We start from the raw sequence: 16,857 nt of genomic DNA, 5'->3' as shown, positions 1-16,857 counted from the left end.
GTGAGGGCGAGGAACGCGGCTTCGAGCGGCGACACCACGGGAGTGAGCTCGCGCAGCGCGACGCCCTCCTCCACGAGCCGCACGACGAGGTCGTCCAGGGCGGGCACCAGGGCGCGTACGACGAGCAGTTCGGCGTCCTGCCGTGCCCCGGCGTCGTCGACGATGTGGACGCCGGGCGCGTCGTCGGCCACCCGGCGGGCGGCCTGCGGGTCGGAGGTGAGCAGCCGGTAGTCGAGTTCACGGTTGTCGGCGGCCAGCTTGCCCAGCGGGCCGGAGAAGACGACGCGTCCGGTGGCGACGATGGTCACCTCGGAGCACAGCGCCTCGAGGTCGTCCATGTTGTGGCTCGAGAGGACGACGGTGGTCCCATCGGCCGCGAGCCGGTTGAGGACACCGTGCACGTGCTTCTTGCCCGCCGGGTCAAGGCCGTTGGACGGTTCGTCGAGCACGAGCAGCCGGGGCTTGGTCAGCAGGGCGGCGGCGAGTCCGAGCCGCTGGCGCATGCCGAGGGAGAAGCCGCGGGTGCGGTCGTCGGCGACGCCGGTGAGGCCGACCTCGGCGAGTACGTCGTCGATTCCCGCCGTGCGCGCGTCGTGGCCGCGCAGTGCGGCCAGTGCCGCGAGGTTCTGCCGTGGGGTCAGCGACGGGTAGAGAGCGGGACCGTCCACGAAGCCGGCGATACCGTCGGGAGCGTCGAGCGCCCGCCCGACAGGCGTCCCCAGGACCTCGAGGCGGCCACCGTCGGCAACCGCGAGCCCCAGCAGAAGACCGAGCAAAGTCGTCTTCCCGGCGCCGTTCGGTCCGACCAGGCCGTGGATCTGCCCCTGCGTCACATCGAGGTCGATGCCGTCGAGCGCGACGACGTCACCGAAACGTTTTGTAACGCCGCGAGCCCGGATGGCGAGGAGTTGTTCCATGGGTCCCTTCCTTCAAGAGCCTCAAGGAACATAGAGATTGACCATGCCGCTCACAGGGATCGCCAGTTGAATGTTGATGGAACATGAAACGACTTGGCATTCGCGACGTCGCCACCAGAGGGGAGCCGTCCGTGCTTCGACCAGCGAATTTTACGATTGCTTGATCAAAATTGCGGAAGCAAATGCAAAAGTCGCGATCGCGAACGTTGTTCATTACTGAGGGGTTGACTGAGGAGTAACTCGGCTGCATGGACGGAAGGGCGCGGCGAGCGCAGTGACGAGAAGTCAGCCACCGGGCGGGGAGGGTCACTCACTGTCACCGCTCAGGCAGGATCGAACCGCCCACGCAGGCACGCAGCCGGACGGCAAGGGCAACATCCGCTGCCCGAAATCCAGTCGGGTGCCCTGAGAGCCGTGCCCGCGTGCCGGTCCCGAAGCCCGTCCCCCTCGGCACTCGGGGCGAGCGGGGGACTTCGTGGATCGCGACCGTCCACTCGTTGGCGTAGCAGTCGTGCGGCCTCGCCGGAGAGGCCGAGTTGCAGGTCGCGGGGGCACCTGGCGAAACCTGACGAATGCCGGATCAGGGGTGCTACCTGCTTCCCGACACCTTCTGAGGCGTCCGCCGCAGGCGTCTCGTCTACCGTAGGGCGCGTGACGACGCTCCCGACGACCGGGCCGTGCCGGTGTCAGTTCGCGCCCAGAGCCGGACGGTCAGGAACTCACGCCCGGCTCTGGGCGCGGCATGAAACCGCCCGGGGCTGGTTCTACGAGGTCGGACTGCCGTCGTACCGGGATGGCGACGCAGAGCCTGCCGAGTACCGAGCGTGGGTGCGCGCCCCGAGCACGTGCGGCCCGTCGACAGGGCCCCGAGGATGCGGCCTGGAATCCGGGATGTCGTGGGCTGGGCCCCAAGCTCCCCGGGCCCGCAGCTTGAAGCGCTCCGGGATGGGTGGAGCTCTCAGAGTTCCCCATCAACCCGTGGGGATGCGGGGGCCTGGCACCACTGGGGGACGGTGTTGGGGAAGTCGAGCGTGGCGGAATGGGTGTGATGGCAAGGCTGCTTTGCGTTGAACTTCAATGAGTCTTCGCCATCTTCGAACATGCAGGTCGGAGGCACTGCCGTGGCGCTCGCTCGGGACACTCATGCTGATCACGGGCGGGAGTCTGCGGCCTTGATCACCCGTCATGTCATCGGTCGAGGCTGTCACATTTGCTCATCGAACCCAACCCAGCCAGCCGGGTTGTCAATGTCAAACAGCCACTCGCGGCGGCGCGGCCCGAAGGGCACATCAGCCCCCGGCGTCGCCTCCCGGTGCGGTACGCTCTCGCGGCCCACGGCCGGCGACGGCGTCCGCGAGGGTCGCAGCAAGATCCCCGCTGTCTGTAGTGTGCGGAAATGACAAGAAGCGAGCGACTCGCGGACCAGCTGGACCGGCACTGGCACAAGAACCTGCGGCCGCGACTGCACGGTCTTGCCAATGAGGAGTACTTCTGGGAGCCGGTGCGCGGCTGCTGGAGCATCCGCCCACGTGGCACGTCAGCCGCACCGATGTCGGCCGGTTCGGGGGAATGGACGATGGACTCCGCGTCCCCTGCCCCGGTGCCGGCGCCGGTGACCACGATTGCCTGGCGGCTGGCGCACATCATCGTCTCCTGCCTGGGCTATCGGGTCGGATGGCACTTCGGCGGCCAGGACGTCGACTCCCAGACATTCGCCTACGCGGGGACCGCTGACGAGGCGCTAAAACAGCTCGATGAGATGTATGGGAGATGGAACGCGGGGGTCCGCGAGCTCTCGGACGCGGACCTGGAGAATCCGCCCACGGTGGGTCCCGAGCGGTTTCCCATGGAGGGCATCGTCCTGCACGTCAACAGGGAGCTGGTCCATCACGGCGCCGAGATTTCCCTGCTGCGCGACCTCTACCGCTGGCAGGACGGAGCCGTACCACGCCGAATATGACTTTCCGGTAACCGGCGATCGAGCTTCGGAAACCTACGGGCTCCGTGGCTGCGAGCCTCATTGAAGCTGCGCCCTCTTGAAGTAGCTGGTCGGGGTGGTGGCGTGAGGGTCGTTCGGGGTGGTCATGCTGGTGTTGGGCGGAGGTCTCGGGTGTAGATCATCTGTCAGCGGGCTCCTTCGAGGTTCGTCAGGACGAACAGGGCGCGCAGCAGACCGGTCGCGCGGGCGGGATCGGTGCGGAGCTTGGTGAGGATCCGCCAGTTCTTGAGATGGGCGAGGCCGTGCTCGACCGGGGCGCGTGCGGCGGCGAGCGCCTGGTTCGCTTCCTTTTCGCTGGTGGTGAGCTTGCGGGCGCGGGGGGCTTTGAAGCCGGTGACGACCACGGGGTCATCCGGGTCGTCGTCCAGGTCGAGGAAGCCGAGATCGGCCAGGGCCCGGAGGCCGGTGGCGCGTAGGTGAGACAGGATGCGGTCACGGCGGGCGGCAGTGATGTCGTGAGTGCTGGCCGGGCCGAGCCGCGGAGATCCAGATCATCCGGCCCAGTTCGTCGGTCAGTGCGAGGACGTGCAGGCCGTGGCGGTGGTGTTTGCCGGAGTAGTTCGGCCGGTTCGCCGCCCCGGTGCCGCGCTGGGTGGGGATCAGGGTGCCGTCGATCAGGACGACCTCGCCGCCCCGCCGGGCGATCTTCTTCGGGGCGCGGTCCAGCCGTGGGGCCTTGGCGGCCAGCAAGGTGATCAGCTCGTCGCGCCAGCGGCGGATGGTGGTGGCGGAGACGTCGTTGCCGCCGGCCATGTCGGCCAGGCGCTGATCGTGCCGCAGCACGGCCAGCACGATGGTCGCGATCCTCCCGGCCGGCAGTGCCCGCCACCTGGACCGTATCGACTTCAGGTGGCCGCGCAGCAGATCGGCGAGGTAGTTCACGGTGCGCGTGGACAGCGGCAGGTGGCACTGGTAGACCAGGGATATGGTGTCCCCGACATGCTTATTGGTTTTCGTCACGCAATTCCAACAGCTGCCGGGGGCACCTTGGTTACGCCCTGCCGTCCGTGCGGGCCGGTCCGGGGCGGACGGTGAACTTCCCGCCGGGCCGTTTGTGCAGCCAGCCGCGGTCGGCCAGCTTCGTCAGCTTCCCGCGCACCCCGGTGTCCACGCCCGGCGCCTCGCCGATTTGCCGGGTAGCGACCGGACTGCCGGCCGCCCGCACGGCAGCCAGGATGCGCTGATACTCCGCCGGCAACGCGGACTCCGAAACTCCCGGCCCACGCTCCGGGACCACCCTCACTGTCGGACCCGCCACCTGAACCACCGGCGATCCTAGTCCGGCAGCGCGCATTCGTGGTTTCCGGGCTGCGTTTGCTCGCGTGTGGTGGTGCGGGTCAGGGCTGCTGGGCAGTGCTTTCGTGGGCGAGGCAGTATTCGGCCACTTGGGCGTGGGTCGCGAACCATACTCCGTCGGTGGCTGTCATCTCTTCGAGTAGTTCGCGCAGGATGACGATGCGGGAGCGGTGGCCGATGATGTGGGGGTGCATGGTGAGTTGGAACAGGCCGCCGGAGGCGAGGGCGCTGCGGAACTCGTCCTGCCAGATGCCGAGCACCGAGCGCGGGGGCGTGTAGGGGCGCAGTCCGGCGAAGCGTTCCATGACGAAGTACGGGGCGTCATCGCGTATCCATTGGACCGGTATCTCGGTGATGCCCGTCGGCCGTCCTTCGGCGAGGAGTTCGTAGGGGTCGTCGTCGGCCATGAGGGAGGAGTCGTAGAGCAGGCCCATCTCCTGGATGATGCCGAGCGTGTGGGGCGAGAAGTCCCAGGACGGGGTGCGCAGGCCGACGGGGCGAATGCCGGTGATCTGTTCGAGGGTGTCGGCGGCGCGCAGTTGGAGTTCCCGCTCGTCCTCGGCGCCCAGCAGGGTGTTGCGTTCGTGGATCCATCCGTGCAGGGCGACCTCATGGCCTTCCGCGGTGTAACGGCGCGCTTCGTGCGGATGCAGCAGGGCGGAGACCGCGGGCAGGTAGAAGGAGGCGGGGACGCCGAATTCCTGGAGCAGTCGCAGGATGCGCGGGGTGCCCACCCGGGCGCCGTACTGTCCTTCGGCCATTGCTCCCGGGCCGGTGACGCCGTCGCGTAGTGCGGGGGTCTCGTGGTCGGAGTCGAAGGAAAGGGCCACCGCGACGCGCGCTCCGCCGGGCCATGCGGTCGGCAGCAGGCTGCGTCCGGCGCGGACCCGTTCGACGTGGGTCCGCCACACCGGTTCGGGCCACTGCCACGGCTGCGGCGTGTTTGGACCGCCTGCCGGGACGAGGTGCTCAGTCATCGCTGTTCTCCGTGGTCGAGGTGGTGTCGTTCCCGCGCTTTCTGGGCGGGGCGGCCTGCACGGACGGGGGGACTTCGGCGAAGGCTCGTTTGAGGACCCGGAGGGAGACCATGGTCTCCACGGTGTGGACTCCGGGGAGTGCGCCGACGGTCTCGTTGAGGAAGCCGAAGATCTCCTGGTAGCGGCGCAGCGCGATCTGCGCGGAGATGTTGGCCGGGCCGGTGACGGCGGACAGGTAGCGTACGTCCGGGCAGCGTGCGAGTTGCTCGCAGGCGGCCAGCAGCTGGGCGGGGGCGACGGTGAGCAGCAGGTCGAACTCGACTTCGTAGCCGAGTAGTTGTGGTTCGACCAGCGTGCGGAAGCGCAGGCATCCGCGGTCGACCAGGGAGTCCGTGCGGCGGCGGGCGATCGATTCCGAGACGCCGCAGGTGGACGCCAGCGCGGTGTAGGACAGACGGCCGTTGTCGGCCAGAGCGTCCAGGATGGACTGCTCGAGTTGGGTGAAGCCCTCGTGCGGCTGAGCCGGTGTGGGTTCCGGGGGCTTGAGGCCCTCGACCAACTGCGGGTCGGGCAGCAGGTGTCGTCCCCAGTCGTGGTTCGAGACGAAGGTACTCATCACGAAAGACGTCTCCGTCCCGGCGACGCCTGGCAGCTTTCCCAGCTCCTCGTCGATGACGGCGTTCGCGCTGTCGTGGGTGCCCAGCACGACCTCGGCCACCACATCCGCGCTGCCCGCGACGACCGCGGCGAACCGGACCTGGGAGTGGGCGGCGACTTTCTCGGCGACGGCGTTGCTGCTGCCGGGGGTGCACTGCAGGCGCACCAGGGCGGGCACGCCGACGCCGCAGCGCAGCACGTCGACGACGCCGATCACCCGTACCAGGCCGGAGTCGAAGAGCCGGGTCGCACGACGGGCGACGGTCGACTCACTGGCCTCCAGTGCGCGGGCGATCTGCCCCCAGCTGGCTCGGGGGTTGGCCTGCAGGGCCGCGAGGACGCCGGTGTCGACGGTGTCGAGAGGGAGATCCACCATGCCGGCGAGCATAGCAACAACACCGCCACTCTTGTAGCGATCCTTCATATGCATCTATATTCTCGCCGCAACTCGTCATCCAGCGGGTCTCCAATGAAGAAAATCCGCATCCTAGGAGTTGGTCGCGATGGACGGTGCTCCCCTCGTGGGCACAAACGAAGTAGCGAAACCGGCAGAGGGTTCCGACCGCCCCCGCCACTGGAAGGCCACGCTCGCCGGAGTGGTGGGCAACACCGTGGAGTGGGCGGACTGGTCGATATACGGCTACTTCGCCCCGCTGTTCTCCGAGTCGTTCTTCCCCACCACCGACAAGGCCGCGAGCCTGCTGGCGACGCTCGCGGTGTTCGCCATCGCGTTCATCATGCGGCCGGTGGGCGCGGCGGTACTGGGCGCCTTCGCCGATCGGCACGGCCGCCAGAAGGGGCTGGCCCTGACGATCCTGCTGATGGCGGGCGCCTCCGTGGCCATGGCGGTGACACCGACGTACTCCACCATCGGCGTCGCGGCACCGGCCGTCCTGGTGCTGGCCCGGCTCGCGCAGGGCTTCTCCTCCGGAGGCGAGTTCGGCTCGTCCTCCACGTTCATCGTCGAGAACGCCCCGCCCACGCAGCGGGCTTCCGTCGGCTCGTGGCAACAGGTCGGAGTCGGCGCCGGCGGCCTGGTCGCCGCCGCGACGGCAGCGGTCATCACCACGGTCCTCGGCGAGCAGCAGCAGGCCGCCTACGGATGGCGGATCGCGTTCGCGCTGTGCGGGCTGCTGGGTGTCGTGGGCCTGTGGCTGCGCAACCGGGTCGGCGAGACCGAGCAGTTCGCGGCGGCCAGCCAGGAGGGCCGGGTGCGCTCGAACCCGTTGCGGACGATGCTGCGCGAGCATCCGCGCGCCGCCCTGCGGGTGTTCGCCATCACCATCGCCGGGACCGTCATCTACTACGTCTGGATCGTCTACCTGGCTCAGTACGCCGAGCTGACGACCGGCCTTCCGCTGTCCCAGGGGCTGTGGGCCAACACGATCGCCCAGGCGGTGTTCATCGCCGCCCTGCCCTTCGGCGGGAAACTGTCCGATCGTTTCGGACGCAAGCCGACCATGCTCGCCTTCGCCATCGGCTTCGCCGTGCTCGCCTGGCCCATGCTGACGTTGCTCAGCAACGACTTCTGGGGCTTTCTGGGCCTGTCCACCCTCGGCATGCTGCTGATCGTCGGCTACTCGGCCAACTGCGCCACCGTCATGGCCGAGCAGTTCCCCTCCGAGGTCCGCACGGTCGGGATCGCCCTGCCGTACGCACTGGCGGTGGCCGTCTTCGGCGGCACCGCCCCGTACCTGATGACCTGGCTCTTCGCGCACGGCCTCCAGGAGTGGGTGGCCGTGTACGTGATCGTGGCCGCCCTGGTCGGCGTCGCCGTCTACGCGACGATGCCCGAGACGAAAGGCGAGGACCTCGCATGAGCGGCCACGTCCTGATCACCGGAGCGGCCTCCGGGATCGGCGCCGCGATCGCGGCCGATCTCTCCGCCCGCGGCTGGCAGGTCAGCGCCACCGACCTCCGGGCCGACCTGCTCGAACGGCTGCGGGCCGACCTGCACGCGCGCTCCGGAGCCGCACCGCGGGTACGGGCCGGCGACCTGGCCGACCCGGACTTCGCCGAGGAGGTCGTGGCGGACGCCTGGAGCGCGCGGCCGCTGGACGCCCTCGTCAACGCCGCCGGCATCTACCCCGCCCGTCCTCTCCTGGAGATGACCGCCGATGCCTGGGACCGCGTCATGGCGGTCAACGTACGTGCCCCCATGCTCACCACCGTCGCACTGGCACGACATGCGACAGCCGAGGACCGCACGGCCGCCGTCGTCAACATCACCTCGGGCGCGGCCCTTCGCGCCCGCCCCGGGGCAGCCCACTACTGCACCTCCAAGGCGGCGCTGACGATGAGCACCAAGGCATGCGCCCTCGAACTCGGCACGCACGGGATACGCGTGAACGCCGTCTCCCCCGGCTTCGTCCAGGTCGACAGCACCGCCAATCCCGTCACACAGGAGTACGCCGCCGCCGTCTCGCCCAATCCCCTGGGCAGGATCGGGCTGCCCGGCGATCTGCTCGGCGCGGTGCGCTTCCTGCTCTCCGGCGACGCGAACTGGATCACCGGAGCGGTCCTCGACGTCGATGGGGGCTCCGCGGCCGGCACCACCGAACTGCCCCTGCACTGGGCGGGCGAATCCGCCGCCCAGAACGGCACGACAAGGCCACAGGCCGCCGGCTGACACGCGGTTCGCCGCGGCGACCCGCCGCACGACCGGCCCCTTCACACCTCCTCCGCCCAGGAAAGGCGACAACGTGACACCCTCTTCGACTCCGCGTGACTATCTGGTGCTGGGCGCCGGCGCGATCGGCGGGACACTGGCCCACCACCTCGCCGCGGCCGGCCATCCGGTCACCGTCGTCGACACCGACGCCCAGCACATCGCGGCGATCCGCGCACACGGCATCACCGTCGAACACGCCGACGGCTCGCGACGCGCCGTCCCCGTGGCCCGTGCCCTCACCCCGCAGCAGGCCGCCGACGCAGGACTGACGACACGGCGGGTTCTCCTGGCCACAAAAGGCCAAGACACGGAAACGGCCATGGCCTGGCTCGCCCCGCGGCTGGCCGACAACGGCTTCGTCGTATCCTGCCAGAACGGGGACAACGAACCCGTCATCGCCTCGTTCGTCGGCCGCGAGCGCGTGGTGGGCGCGTTCGTCAACATCTTCGCCGACGTCGTCGCTCCCGGGGTCGTCCGGGACGGCGGGGCCGCCGCCTTCGTCGTCGGCGAGGTCGACGGCTCGCAGAGCGAACGCGTCACCCAGACCGTCGCGGACCTCCAGGCCTGGGGCCCGGTGCGGCAGACCGACAACGTGCAGGGATACCTGTGGGCCAAGTACGGCTTCGGTGAGATCCTCACCGCCACGGCACTCGTCGACGCGCCCATGGCCCACACGATCGACCGGCACCGAGCTGTCGTCGCCGAGGTCGCCCGCGAGGTCAACCGCATCGCCATCGCCGAGGGCCGTCGGCTGGAGGCGTTCGACGCCTATGAGCCGGCGGCCTTCCTGGACGGCGTCGCCCCCGAAGTGACCGACGCGGCGCTCGACCGGCTCATCGCATGGCTGCACACCATGCCCAAGGACCGCAGTGGTGTCTGGCGCGACATCGCCGTACGCGGCAGGCGCACCGAGGTGCACCTCGACCTCGACCGGTACTTCCGGCTCGCCGACGCCCACGATCTGCACACCCCCCTGCTGCGCCGCCTGGACCTGATGCTGGCCGAACTCGAAGAAGGAGTACGCGACTTCGACGACGCCAACCTCACCGAACTCGGCCGTGCCACGTGCCTGACCGCCGGCAGCCGGGAGCCGGGACGATGACCACGCAGACCTCCCCTGCTCCGGGCGCCGACACAGGCCTCGCCGTGCACGAGTGGCTCGCCGGTCGGCAAGAGCCGCTACTCGACGACCTCGCCGCCTGTATCGCACGGGAAACCCCCAGCAACGACAAGGTCCTCTTGGACCAAGGACTGCGGTACCTACCGTCCTGGATCGGCGACCGCTACGGCGAGGCGACCGTCCGCCGGCATTACGACGAGACCCACGGCAGCGTGGCGGTGGTCGACCTGCCCGCCGGCTGGCCGGCCCGCCCGTTCTCGTCCTCGCCCACTACGACACGGTCTGGCCGGCCGGAACGCTGGCTGACTGGCCCTTCACCGTCACCGGCGGACGGGCCAGCGGGCCCGGTGTCTACGACATGAAAGCCGGCCTGGTGCAAGGCGTATGGGCGCTGCACGCCCTCGACACACTTGGCAGGCCCCGCCCGCCGGTACGCCTGCTGCTCAACGGCGACGAGGAGATCGGCAGCCCCGCCTCACGCCAGATCATCGAACAGGAAGCGCCCGGATGCCGGGCCTGTCTCGTCCTGGAGCCCAGCGCGGCCGGCGGAGACCTAAAGGTCGCCCGGAAGGGCGTCGCCGACTTCGACATCACCGCCACCGGCATCGAAGCCCACGCCGGACTCGAACCCGACCTCGGCGCCTGCGCCGTCACCGCAATCGCCCACGCCGTGCTGGCAGCGGCGGAACTCGCCGCCCCCCCAACGCGGCACCACGCTCAACGCCGGGGTCGTCACCGGTGGCAGCCGGCGCAACGTCGTCGCCGGCAACGCCGTCGCGCACATCGACGTCCGGGTCAGCGAAAACACAGAGGCAGACCGGATCGAGAGCGCACTGCACGCGCTGTCAGCCCCCGACCCACGGGTACGGCTCACCGTGACCGGCGGCTGGAACCGGCCGGTCTTCGCCCGCAACGACGCCACCGAATCCCTCTCCCTACGCGCCCGGCGGATCGGGGCCGCACTCGGAGTCCCACTCGCGGCAACGCAGGTCGGCGGCGCCAGCGAGGCAACTTCGTCGTCCCCCTCGGCGTGCAAGTCCTCGACGGACTCGGCTCAGTCGGCGACGGAGCCCACGCCCGCCACGAACACATCGAGACCAACACCCTGGTCCAGCGCACCGCACTCCTCGCCGGACTGCTGACCGACCTCGCAGCCCACAGCGACACCCCGACGATTGACAGCCCTGAGCAGGACGCCTTCGCCCCGGTGAAGAACGAGGGCGTGGCGAACATGTGGACCTGATCGAGTGGACGCCGAGGGCGGCGAAACCCACTTCGTCGCCCTCGGCCTTGCGGCACATGAGGACCGCGGACACCGCCAACCTCCCTGTGGCCTCCGCCTGTCAGGGGGCCGGCTCCCGCATCCCAGCCATGAGGTCCCTTCGTTGCAGGGAACCTCAAATGTTGCGCAAACCTTGATCCACATCGTTGCTCGTCCCACAGCTGTTTGCCAGGGTTTCGCACACCCCCCAACACCCCCTGTCGGCGATCCCCCTCTCCCAAGACGCAAATCGGAGGTTTTGTGACCACCCGCCGTACCCTGCTGGCCGCCGCATCCGCGGCGTTTCTCCCCGTCCCCCTACTCCCCCATGCCGCTGCCGCCGCACCCTCAACCACACACCGCGAGGCGCCTGGCGGGCTTCAGCCGCCCGCCAAACAGGCCGTCGCCGTCGGCAGCGGAGGCGCCGTATCCAGCGTCAACCCGTACGCCACACAGGTCGGCATCGACGTGCTGCGGCATGGCGGCAACGCCGTCGACGCGGCCGTCGCCACCGCCGCCGCACTCGGTGTCGTCGAGCCCTACTCCGCAGGCGTCGGAGGCGGCGGATACTTCGTCTACTACGACGCCCGTACCAAAACGGTCCACACCGTCGACGGCCGCGAGACGGGACCGGCCCGCATGCGGCCCGACTCCTTCACCGACCCCTCCACGGGCAAGGCGATCCCGTTCGACGAGGCCGTCAACTCCGGCCTGTCCGTAGGTGTTCCAGGCACCCCGGCGACCTGGCAGAAGGCGTTGGACGCATGGGGCAGCATGTCCCTGGCCGAGGCCCTTCGTCCGGCGACCCGCATCGCCGACGACGGGTTCGTCGTCAACGACCAGTTCCGCGCCCAGACCGAGATGAACGAGGCACGGTTTAGCGACTTCGCCCCGACCGCCCAGCTGTTCCTGCCAGGCGGCCAACTTCCCGTCGTGGGCAGCCGCTTCCGCAACCCCGACCTGGCCCGCACCTACCGGGAGCTCGCCCGTGACGGCGTGGACGCCATGTACCACGGCGACATCGGAGCCGACGTGGTGCGCACCGTCCAGAACCCGCCGGTAGCCCAAGGCTCCACGCGCCACGTGCGTCCCGGACTCATGGAACGCTCGGACCTCGCCAACTACCGGGCGATCCTGCGCGCACCCACCTGCACCACGTACCACGGCCTGGACGTCTACTCCATGGCACCGTCCTCCTCCGGCGGCACCACGGTCGGCGAGGCCCTGAACATTCTGGAGAACTTCCGCCTTTCACCGGCCGACAAGGTGCAGGCACTGCACGACTACCTGGAGGCCAGCCGGATCGCGTTCGCCGACCGCAACCGCTGGGTGGGCGACCCCGCCTTCTTCGACGTACCGACCGAGGAACTGCTGTCCAAGGAGTACGCCAAGGGCCGCGCCTGCCTGATCCAGCCCACCACCTCGCTGACCAGTCCCATCGCTCCCGGCGACCCGCACAACCCCGCGGGCTGCACCGCCCCGGGCACCGGCAGCCAGGAACCGTACGAAGGTCCGTCGACCACCCACCTGGTGGCCTCCGACCGCTGGGGCAACGTCGTCTCCTACACACTGACCATCGAGCAGACCGGAGGCTCGGCGATCACCGTCCCCGGCCGCGGGTTCCTGCTCAACAACGAACTCACCGACTTCGATTTCACGCCGCTGCAGGAGGGTGTGCCCGACCCGAACCTGCCGGGCCCGGGCAAACGCCCACGCAGCAGCATGTCCCCGACGATCGTGATGCGCGACGACCGCCCGCTGATAGCCGTGGGCTCCCCAGGCGGCGCCACCATCATCACCACCGTCCTGCAGACCCTCCTCAACCGCCTCGACCTCGGCATGCCCCTGCCCGAAGCAGTCGCAGCACCGCGTATTTCGCAGCGCAACCGCACCACGACCGAAGCCGAGCCGGCCTTCCTCGACTCACCCGAGCGCCCTGCACTCGAAGCCCTCGGTGAAAGCTTCGTACTGGCTCCGCCTGCCTTCACCCCCTCCCCCGAGATCGGCGCGGTCGCCGCACTGGAATTCGGACCCCACGGAACGGTTACAGCAGTGGCCGAACCGAAGCGCCGCGGCGGCGGTTCGGCGATGGTGGTCCAGAAGACCTCGTCAACTTGACCCGGCCCTGAAGGACGGGGCTTGCAGGTAGGGCGCGACTGGCTGCCGCGTGGCCTCCCGCTTCTGAGTCACCTACGGGGAGGCGACTGGGACGCGTGACTCACGCCCCGCATTCCACGCGATCTCGCCCTTGCGGGCGATGTTGCGGGAAGCGTTCAGGTCGGCGTGCGCAACGACGCCGCACGACCTGCACCGGAACCGGGCCCGCGAGGCCCGGTTCCGCTTGTCTGCACGTCTCTCCCGTGGTTCACACCACTCCACAAATGCGACTTCATGTCGCACGACACCGATCGTCATACGGCTGCGCCGCACCGGCCCGAAACGTGATCGGTTTCGATTCCGCCTCGACCCGCCGCTTCGAACGCGGTTGACCCAGGTTCCCGGCCTTGATATTCGCGTGCAGGGCCGTGTAGGCGTCGCGGACCTTCTTGATCACGTGCTGCGCTGCTTGAGCCCCCAGGTCGCGTGCCTTCAGCTCGGCGTACGTGTGTTTCCGCAGTTCGTACTCGCGCGGGACCCCGCGGTCGAAGGCGATCTGGGACACACAGTTCGCGCTGTCATTGCATGCGAGCAGGGTCGAATCGCAGCGCAGCCGCTTGTTCAGCGGTCGGCAGCAACTTGGCCTGCACGATGATCTTCACACGACGATCCGTACTCCCCGCCACTGACAACGGGCCCGCTCCGGGCTGCAGTTACCCATGTGCAGCACCACCGAGTGTCGGCAATCACTGTCTGGTCGGCCGCGGGACAGTTCTCGCAGTGAAACGGCGCCGCCGCACGGCGCCGTGGTCGAGGAGGCGATTCCTCCCGGGCCTGAAGGACTCCGTTGGGAAATCCGTGAACCGGGCGTGGGCGGCCTCTATGCGGCCAGGTCAAGTCGGGCCAGATGCGAGGTCCTGGTCTGGCCGAGTGGGGTTTCGGTGAGCCAGGCGTCGCGTTTGTTACCGATGCGCCTTCGCCCTACGTGCCGGTCATGGAAGCCGCCGGCGTGGTGGACCGGATCGGTGAGGGCACCGACACCGACCTCAGGGTCGCGGACCGGGTCATGGCGATCGCCGTGATCTCCGGAACCTACGGGCCTACGCCGAGTACCTGGTGGTGCCGGCCGAGTCGGTCCTCCGCGCCCCGCACGGGGTCGACGACTCGAGGCAACCACCTTGCCGATGAACGGCCTGACGACCCGAATGGCACTGGCCTTCTTGAAGTTGCAGGCGGGCTCGACGATCGCGGTGGTCGGAGCAGCCGGGGCGGTCGGCGGGTACAGGGTGCAGCTGGCCAAGGGGGACGGCCTGCGTGTGAGCGCCGACGCGGCACCCAAGCACGAACAGCTGGTCAAGAAGCTGGGCGCGGACGTGATCCTGGCCCGGGGCGACGCCTTCCCCCACCTGGTCCGCGCCGAGGTTCCCGGCGGTGTCGACGCTCTTGTCGACACCGCGGGCCTGGCCGAGAGCAGCGCCCGTGCCGTGCGCGATGGTGGGCACGTGGCCACAGCGGCCGGGGCCTCTCAGAAGACTGCTGAACGCGGCATCTCCATCCACCGCCTTCGTGCCGCAATACGCGCGCGACCACGCCAACCTCGAGCGCCTGCGCCGACTCGTCGAAGAGGGACACGTCTCCTTGCGGGTCGCCCGCGCCCTGCCCGCCGAGCAAGCAGACGACGCACACCGGCTGATGGAAGCAGCCGGCCTGCGAGGACGTCTGGTGCTCACCTTCTGACAACCCGCCCCGCGATCCACTGGCCGCCTCCGTACCCGCTCCCGACCGCAAGGCGGTCGCCGGGCCGGATGACCTCGACGGGGCCGCCGCGGCGCTGGCACAGGCCGATGCCCTCGGTGACGAAGACGGTCTGGCTCAGGGGGTGGCGGTGCCAGTGCGTCCGGGCGCCGGGCATGAAGTGCACGAGGTTGGCGCTGACCCGAGAGGGCTCGGGCGCTGCGGCGACGGCGTCGATGTAGAGGTCGCCGGTGAAACAGTCGGCGAGACATCGGTGCCGGGTTCGGGTAGAGGTCGGGCCTGGCGGATACGGAGCGGTCGGAGGTGCGCGTGGTCGGGCTGGCAGCGCCGCTGTGGGATGTGCACAACGGCCTGGGGCTGCCGCAGCTGGCCGAGCTCAGGCTTGCGCTGCTGCTGTCCAGCCTGATCGGCAGGGAGCGGGAGGCCAAGCAGAAAAGCGCGGGCCTGCGCTCGCACACTCTGGTCGGGGTCGCCAGTGCGCTGATGGTGAGGACGTGACCTCAGCAGCGCAGTCGCACCCGCCTCGCCGCATTCGCGCAGAGCGGATTCGGCACCGGGAAAACGGCGAACTCCTCGATCAAACCGTCGGGTCAAGGCCGTGGAAGGCAGGATCTTCCGAGGCCGAAGGGAGATGCGTGACGGACTGCGTCGTGGACATTATGGAAGCCGCGGAGAATCAGGAACCGAGGGTCCAGGACACCGCCAGAGGCCGCGGGTACGGCGGTGGTGAGAGGGGATGGCCGGGATGAACACATCCGAATCCTCCCGGGCCCAAGGCGACGCCCCCAGGACACCCCGGTCTCTCAGGCTGCTGAATGAGCTGTCCGGAAGGCTGGTATCGCAGTCCCCGGTCGGGCTGGCTGTCATGGACACCGATCTGCGGTACGTGGCCGTCAATCCGGCGCTGGAGCGCATCAACGGCCTGTCGACCGAGGATCATGTCGACCGCAATGTCTCAGAGATCCTGCCGCGTGTGGACACCGGGGCCATCGAATCCGCGCAGTGGCGGGTGCTGGAGACGGGAGTCCCGCTGCTGGACCAGAACGTCGTCGGCCGTACCTGGGCCGATCCGGATCACGACCATGCCTGGTCGGTGTCCCTCTACCAGCTGCAGGACCCCGCCGGCCAGGTCCGGGGAGTGGCCGCCTCGATCACGGACGTCACCGAGCGGCACCGCCTGGCGACCGAAGCCGCCCGGGCCCGACGGCGCCTGGCCCTGATCGCCGACGCCTCGGCTCTCATCGGCACCGTGCTGGACGTGGACCAGACCGCCCGCGAGCTGGCGGAGGCCACCGTGCCCGAGCTCGCCGACATCGCGGCCGTGGACGTCCTCGACACCGTCCTGGCCTGCCACCGCACCACCGGGCCGGGCAGCGGCCCGGAACTCTTCCGGGCCCTCGCCCTGGCCACCGCCTACCCCACCGAGGCCGCCCGCGCCGCCGACCAGGTAGGCGACCTGGCCACCTACGCCGCCGACCGCCTGGTAACCCAGTGTGTCCACACCTGCAAACCGGTCCTGGTACCCCGCGTGAACGACCGCGACCTGCCCCGTATAGCGCGCGATCCCGAGGCCGCCGCGCTCCTGGCCCGCGCCGGCGTCCACTCCTACCTGGCGGTGCCGCTCATCGCCCGCGGCATAATGCTCGGCGCCCTGGACCTCAAACGCGCACGCAATCCCCTGCCCTTCGACCAAGACGACGCGGTACTGGCAGGCGAGCTGGCCAGCCGCGCCGCGGTGAGCATCGACAACGCCCGCTGGTACCAGAGCGTGCGCAACACCGCGGTGACCCTCCAGCGCAGCCTGCTGCCGGAGCACCCCCCTTACCTGGTGGGCCTGGAGATCGCCTCCCGCTACCAGCCCGCCCAGGCCACCAGCGAAGTCGGCGGAGACTGGTTCGACATCATCCCCCTGAGCGGCGACAAGACCGCCCTGGTCGTGGGGGACGTGATGGGCAGCGGCATCGACGCCGCCGCCACCATGGGCCGCCTGCGCACCGCCACCTGCACCCTGGCCGAACTCGACTTCGATCCCGCCCAGGTACTCCAGCACCTGGACAGGATCACCAGCGGCCTGGAGCACTACATCGCCACCTGCCTCTACGCCGTC

Annotated in this window: 14 protein-coding genes and 6 pseudogenes; 11 read left to right on the top strand and 9 right to left on the bottom strand. The window is 69.4% G+C overall.

Annotation, left to right across the window (positions count from 1 at the left end):
• A partial coding sequence (locus BZY54_RS08945; protein ID WP_086724277.1) for an ABC transporter ATP-binding protein occupies positions 1-917 on the bottom strand: 917 nt, incomplete at its 3' end.
• Positions 918-2,313: 1,396 nt separating this feature from the next.
• On the opposite strand from BZY54_RS08945, the gene BZY54_RS08940 reads away from it, so the two are divergent.
• Entirely contained in the window at positions 2,314-2,877 is a 564-nt protein-coding gene (locus BZY54_RS08940) for a DinB family protein (RefSeq protein ID WP_086724275.1), read from the top strand.
• A 164-nt stretch (positions 2,878-3,041) separates the two neighbouring features.
• On the opposite strand, the gene BZY54_RS54715 is transcribed toward BZY54_RS08940, so the two are convergent.
• The 5 genes from BZY54_RS54715 to BZY54_RS08920 form a co-directional block, all read right to left on the bottom strand.
• Positions 3,042-3,341, bottom strand: a complete 300-nt coding sequence (locus tag BZY54_RS54715; RefSeq protein ID WP_279634674.1) for a transposase family protein — start codon at positions 3,339-3,341, stop codon at positions 3,042-3,044.
• 7 nt (positions 3,342-3,348) lie between these two features.
• A complete protein-coding gene (locus BZY54_RS54710) occupies positions 3,349-3,876 on the bottom strand; it encodes a transposase family protein (RefSeq protein WP_279634673.1) in 528 nt (175 codons plus the stop codon).
• Positions 3,877-3,907: 31 nt separating this feature from the next.
• On the bottom strand, positions 3,908-4,114 hold the full coding sequence (locus BZY54_RS08930) for a LexA family transcriptional regulator (protein ID WP_086724273.1): 207 nt from the start codon (positions 4,112-4,114) through the stop codon (positions 3,908-3,910).
• A gap of 139 nt (positions 4,115-4,253) precedes the next feature.
• On the bottom strand, positions 4,254-5,189 hold the full coding sequence (locus BZY54_RS08925; RefSeq protein WP_086724271.1) for a polysaccharide deacetylase family protein: 936 nt from the start codon (positions 5,187-5,189) through the stop codon (positions 4,254-4,256).
• On the bottom strand, positions 5,182-6,222 hold the full coding sequence (locus tag BZY54_RS08920) for an Lrp/AsnC family transcriptional regulator (RefSeq protein ID WP_086724279.1): 1,041 nt from the start codon (positions 6,220-6,222) through the stop codon (positions 5,182-5,184). Before BZY54_RS08920 ends, BZY54_RS08925 begins: the two co-directional genes overlap by 8 nt.
• A 145-nt stretch (positions 6,223-6,367) precedes the next feature.
• On the opposite strand from BZY54_RS08920, the gene BZY54_RS08915 reads away from it, so the two are divergent.
• From BZY54_RS08915 to ggt, 6 genes and pseudogenes are all read left to right on the top strand, one after another.
• Positions 6,368-7,666: an MFS transporter gene (locus tag BZY54_RS08915; RefSeq protein WP_244217047.1), complete on the top strand. Its 1,299-nt coding sequence runs from the start codon at positions 6,368-6,370 to the stop codon at positions 7,664-7,666.
• Positions 7,663-8,475 (top strand): SDR family NAD(P)-dependent oxidoreductase, encoded by an 813-nt coding sequence (locus BZY54_RS08910; protein ID WP_086724267.1) that lies wholly within the window; start codon positions 7,663-7,665, stop codon positions 8,473-8,475. Before BZY54_RS08915 ends, BZY54_RS08910 begins: the two co-directional genes overlap by 4 nt.
• A 73-nt stretch (positions 8,476-8,548) precedes the next feature.
• On the top strand, positions 8,549-9,619 hold the full coding sequence (locus BZY54_RS52955) for a ketopantoate reductase family protein (protein WP_244217046.1): 1,071 nt from the start codon (positions 8,549-8,551) through the stop codon (positions 9,617-9,619).
• A gap of 52 nt (positions 9,620-9,671) precedes the next feature.
• A pseudogene (locus tag BZY54_RS52950) lies at positions 9,672-10,175 on the top strand (M20/M25/M40 family metallo-hydrolase); the annotation flags it as partial.
• Between the two features lie 492 nt (positions 10,176-10,667).
• Entirely contained in the window at positions 10,668-10,880 is a 213-nt protein-coding gene (locus tag BZY54_RS52940) for a hypothetical protein (RefSeq protein WP_244217048.1), read from the top strand.
• A 279-nt stretch (positions 10,881-11,159) separates the two neighbouring features.
• Positions 11,160-13,016 carry a gamma-glutamyltransferase gene (gene ggt / locus BZY54_RS08900; protein ID WP_086724265.1) on the top strand — a complete coding sequence of 619 codons (1,857 nt, stop codon included), beginning with the start codon at positions 11,160-11,162 and terminating at the stop codon, positions 13,014-13,016.
• 72 nt (positions 13,017-13,088) lie between these two features.
• On the opposite strand, the gene BZY54_RS52935 is transcribed toward ggt, so the two are convergent.
• Both BZY54_RS52935 and BZY54_RS52930 read right to left on the bottom strand, forming a co-directional pair.
• A complete protein-coding gene (locus BZY54_RS52935) occupies positions 13,089-13,313 on the bottom strand; it encodes a transposase (RefSeq protein WP_244217045.1) in 225 nt (74 codons plus the stop codon).
• Positions 13,300-13,657, bottom strand: a pseudogene (locus BZY54_RS52930) (RNA-guided endonuclease TnpB family protein); the annotation flags it as partial. The pseudogene BZY54_RS52930 and the gene BZY54_RS52935, both read right to left, overlap by 14 nt.
• A gap of 522 nt (positions 13,658-14,179) precedes the next feature.
• Between BZY54_RS52930 and BZY54_RS52925 the strand changes: the two are divergent.
• Positions 14,180-14,470: pseudogene (locus tag BZY54_RS52925) on the top strand (NADP-dependent oxidoreductase); the annotation flags it as partial.
• Positions 14,471-14,561: 91 nt separating this feature from the next.
• Entirely contained in the window at positions 14,562-14,732 is a 171-nt protein-coding gene (locus tag BZY54_RS52920) for a zinc-binding dehydrogenase (protein ID WP_244217043.1), read from the top strand.
• A 49-nt stretch (positions 14,733-14,781) separates the two neighbouring features.
• On the opposite strand, the pseudogene BZY54_RS55010 reads toward BZY54_RS52920, so the two are convergent.
• Positions 14,782-14,994 (bottom strand): annotated as a pseudogene (locus tag BZY54_RS55010) (cupin domain-containing protein); the annotation flags it as partial.
• Positions 14,995-15,059: 65 nt separating this feature from the next.
• On the opposite strand from BZY54_RS55010, the pseudogene BZY54_RS08880 reads away from it, so the two are divergent.
• Positions 15,060-15,239: pseudogene (locus tag BZY54_RS08880) on the top strand (MgtC/SapB family protein); the annotation flags it as partial.
• 331 nt (positions 15,240-15,570) lie between these two features.
• A pseudogene (locus BZY54_RS08875) lies at positions 15,571-16,857 on the top strand (PAS domain-containing protein); the annotation flags it as partial.

The sequence above is a fragment of the Streptomyces carpinensis genome, assembly GCF_002154505.1.
Lineage (GTDB): Bacteria > Actinomycetota > Actinomycetes > Streptomycetales > Streptomycetaceae > Streptomyces > Streptomyces carpinensis.
This window is presented reverse-complemented; position numbering and strand designations above follow the sequence as displayed.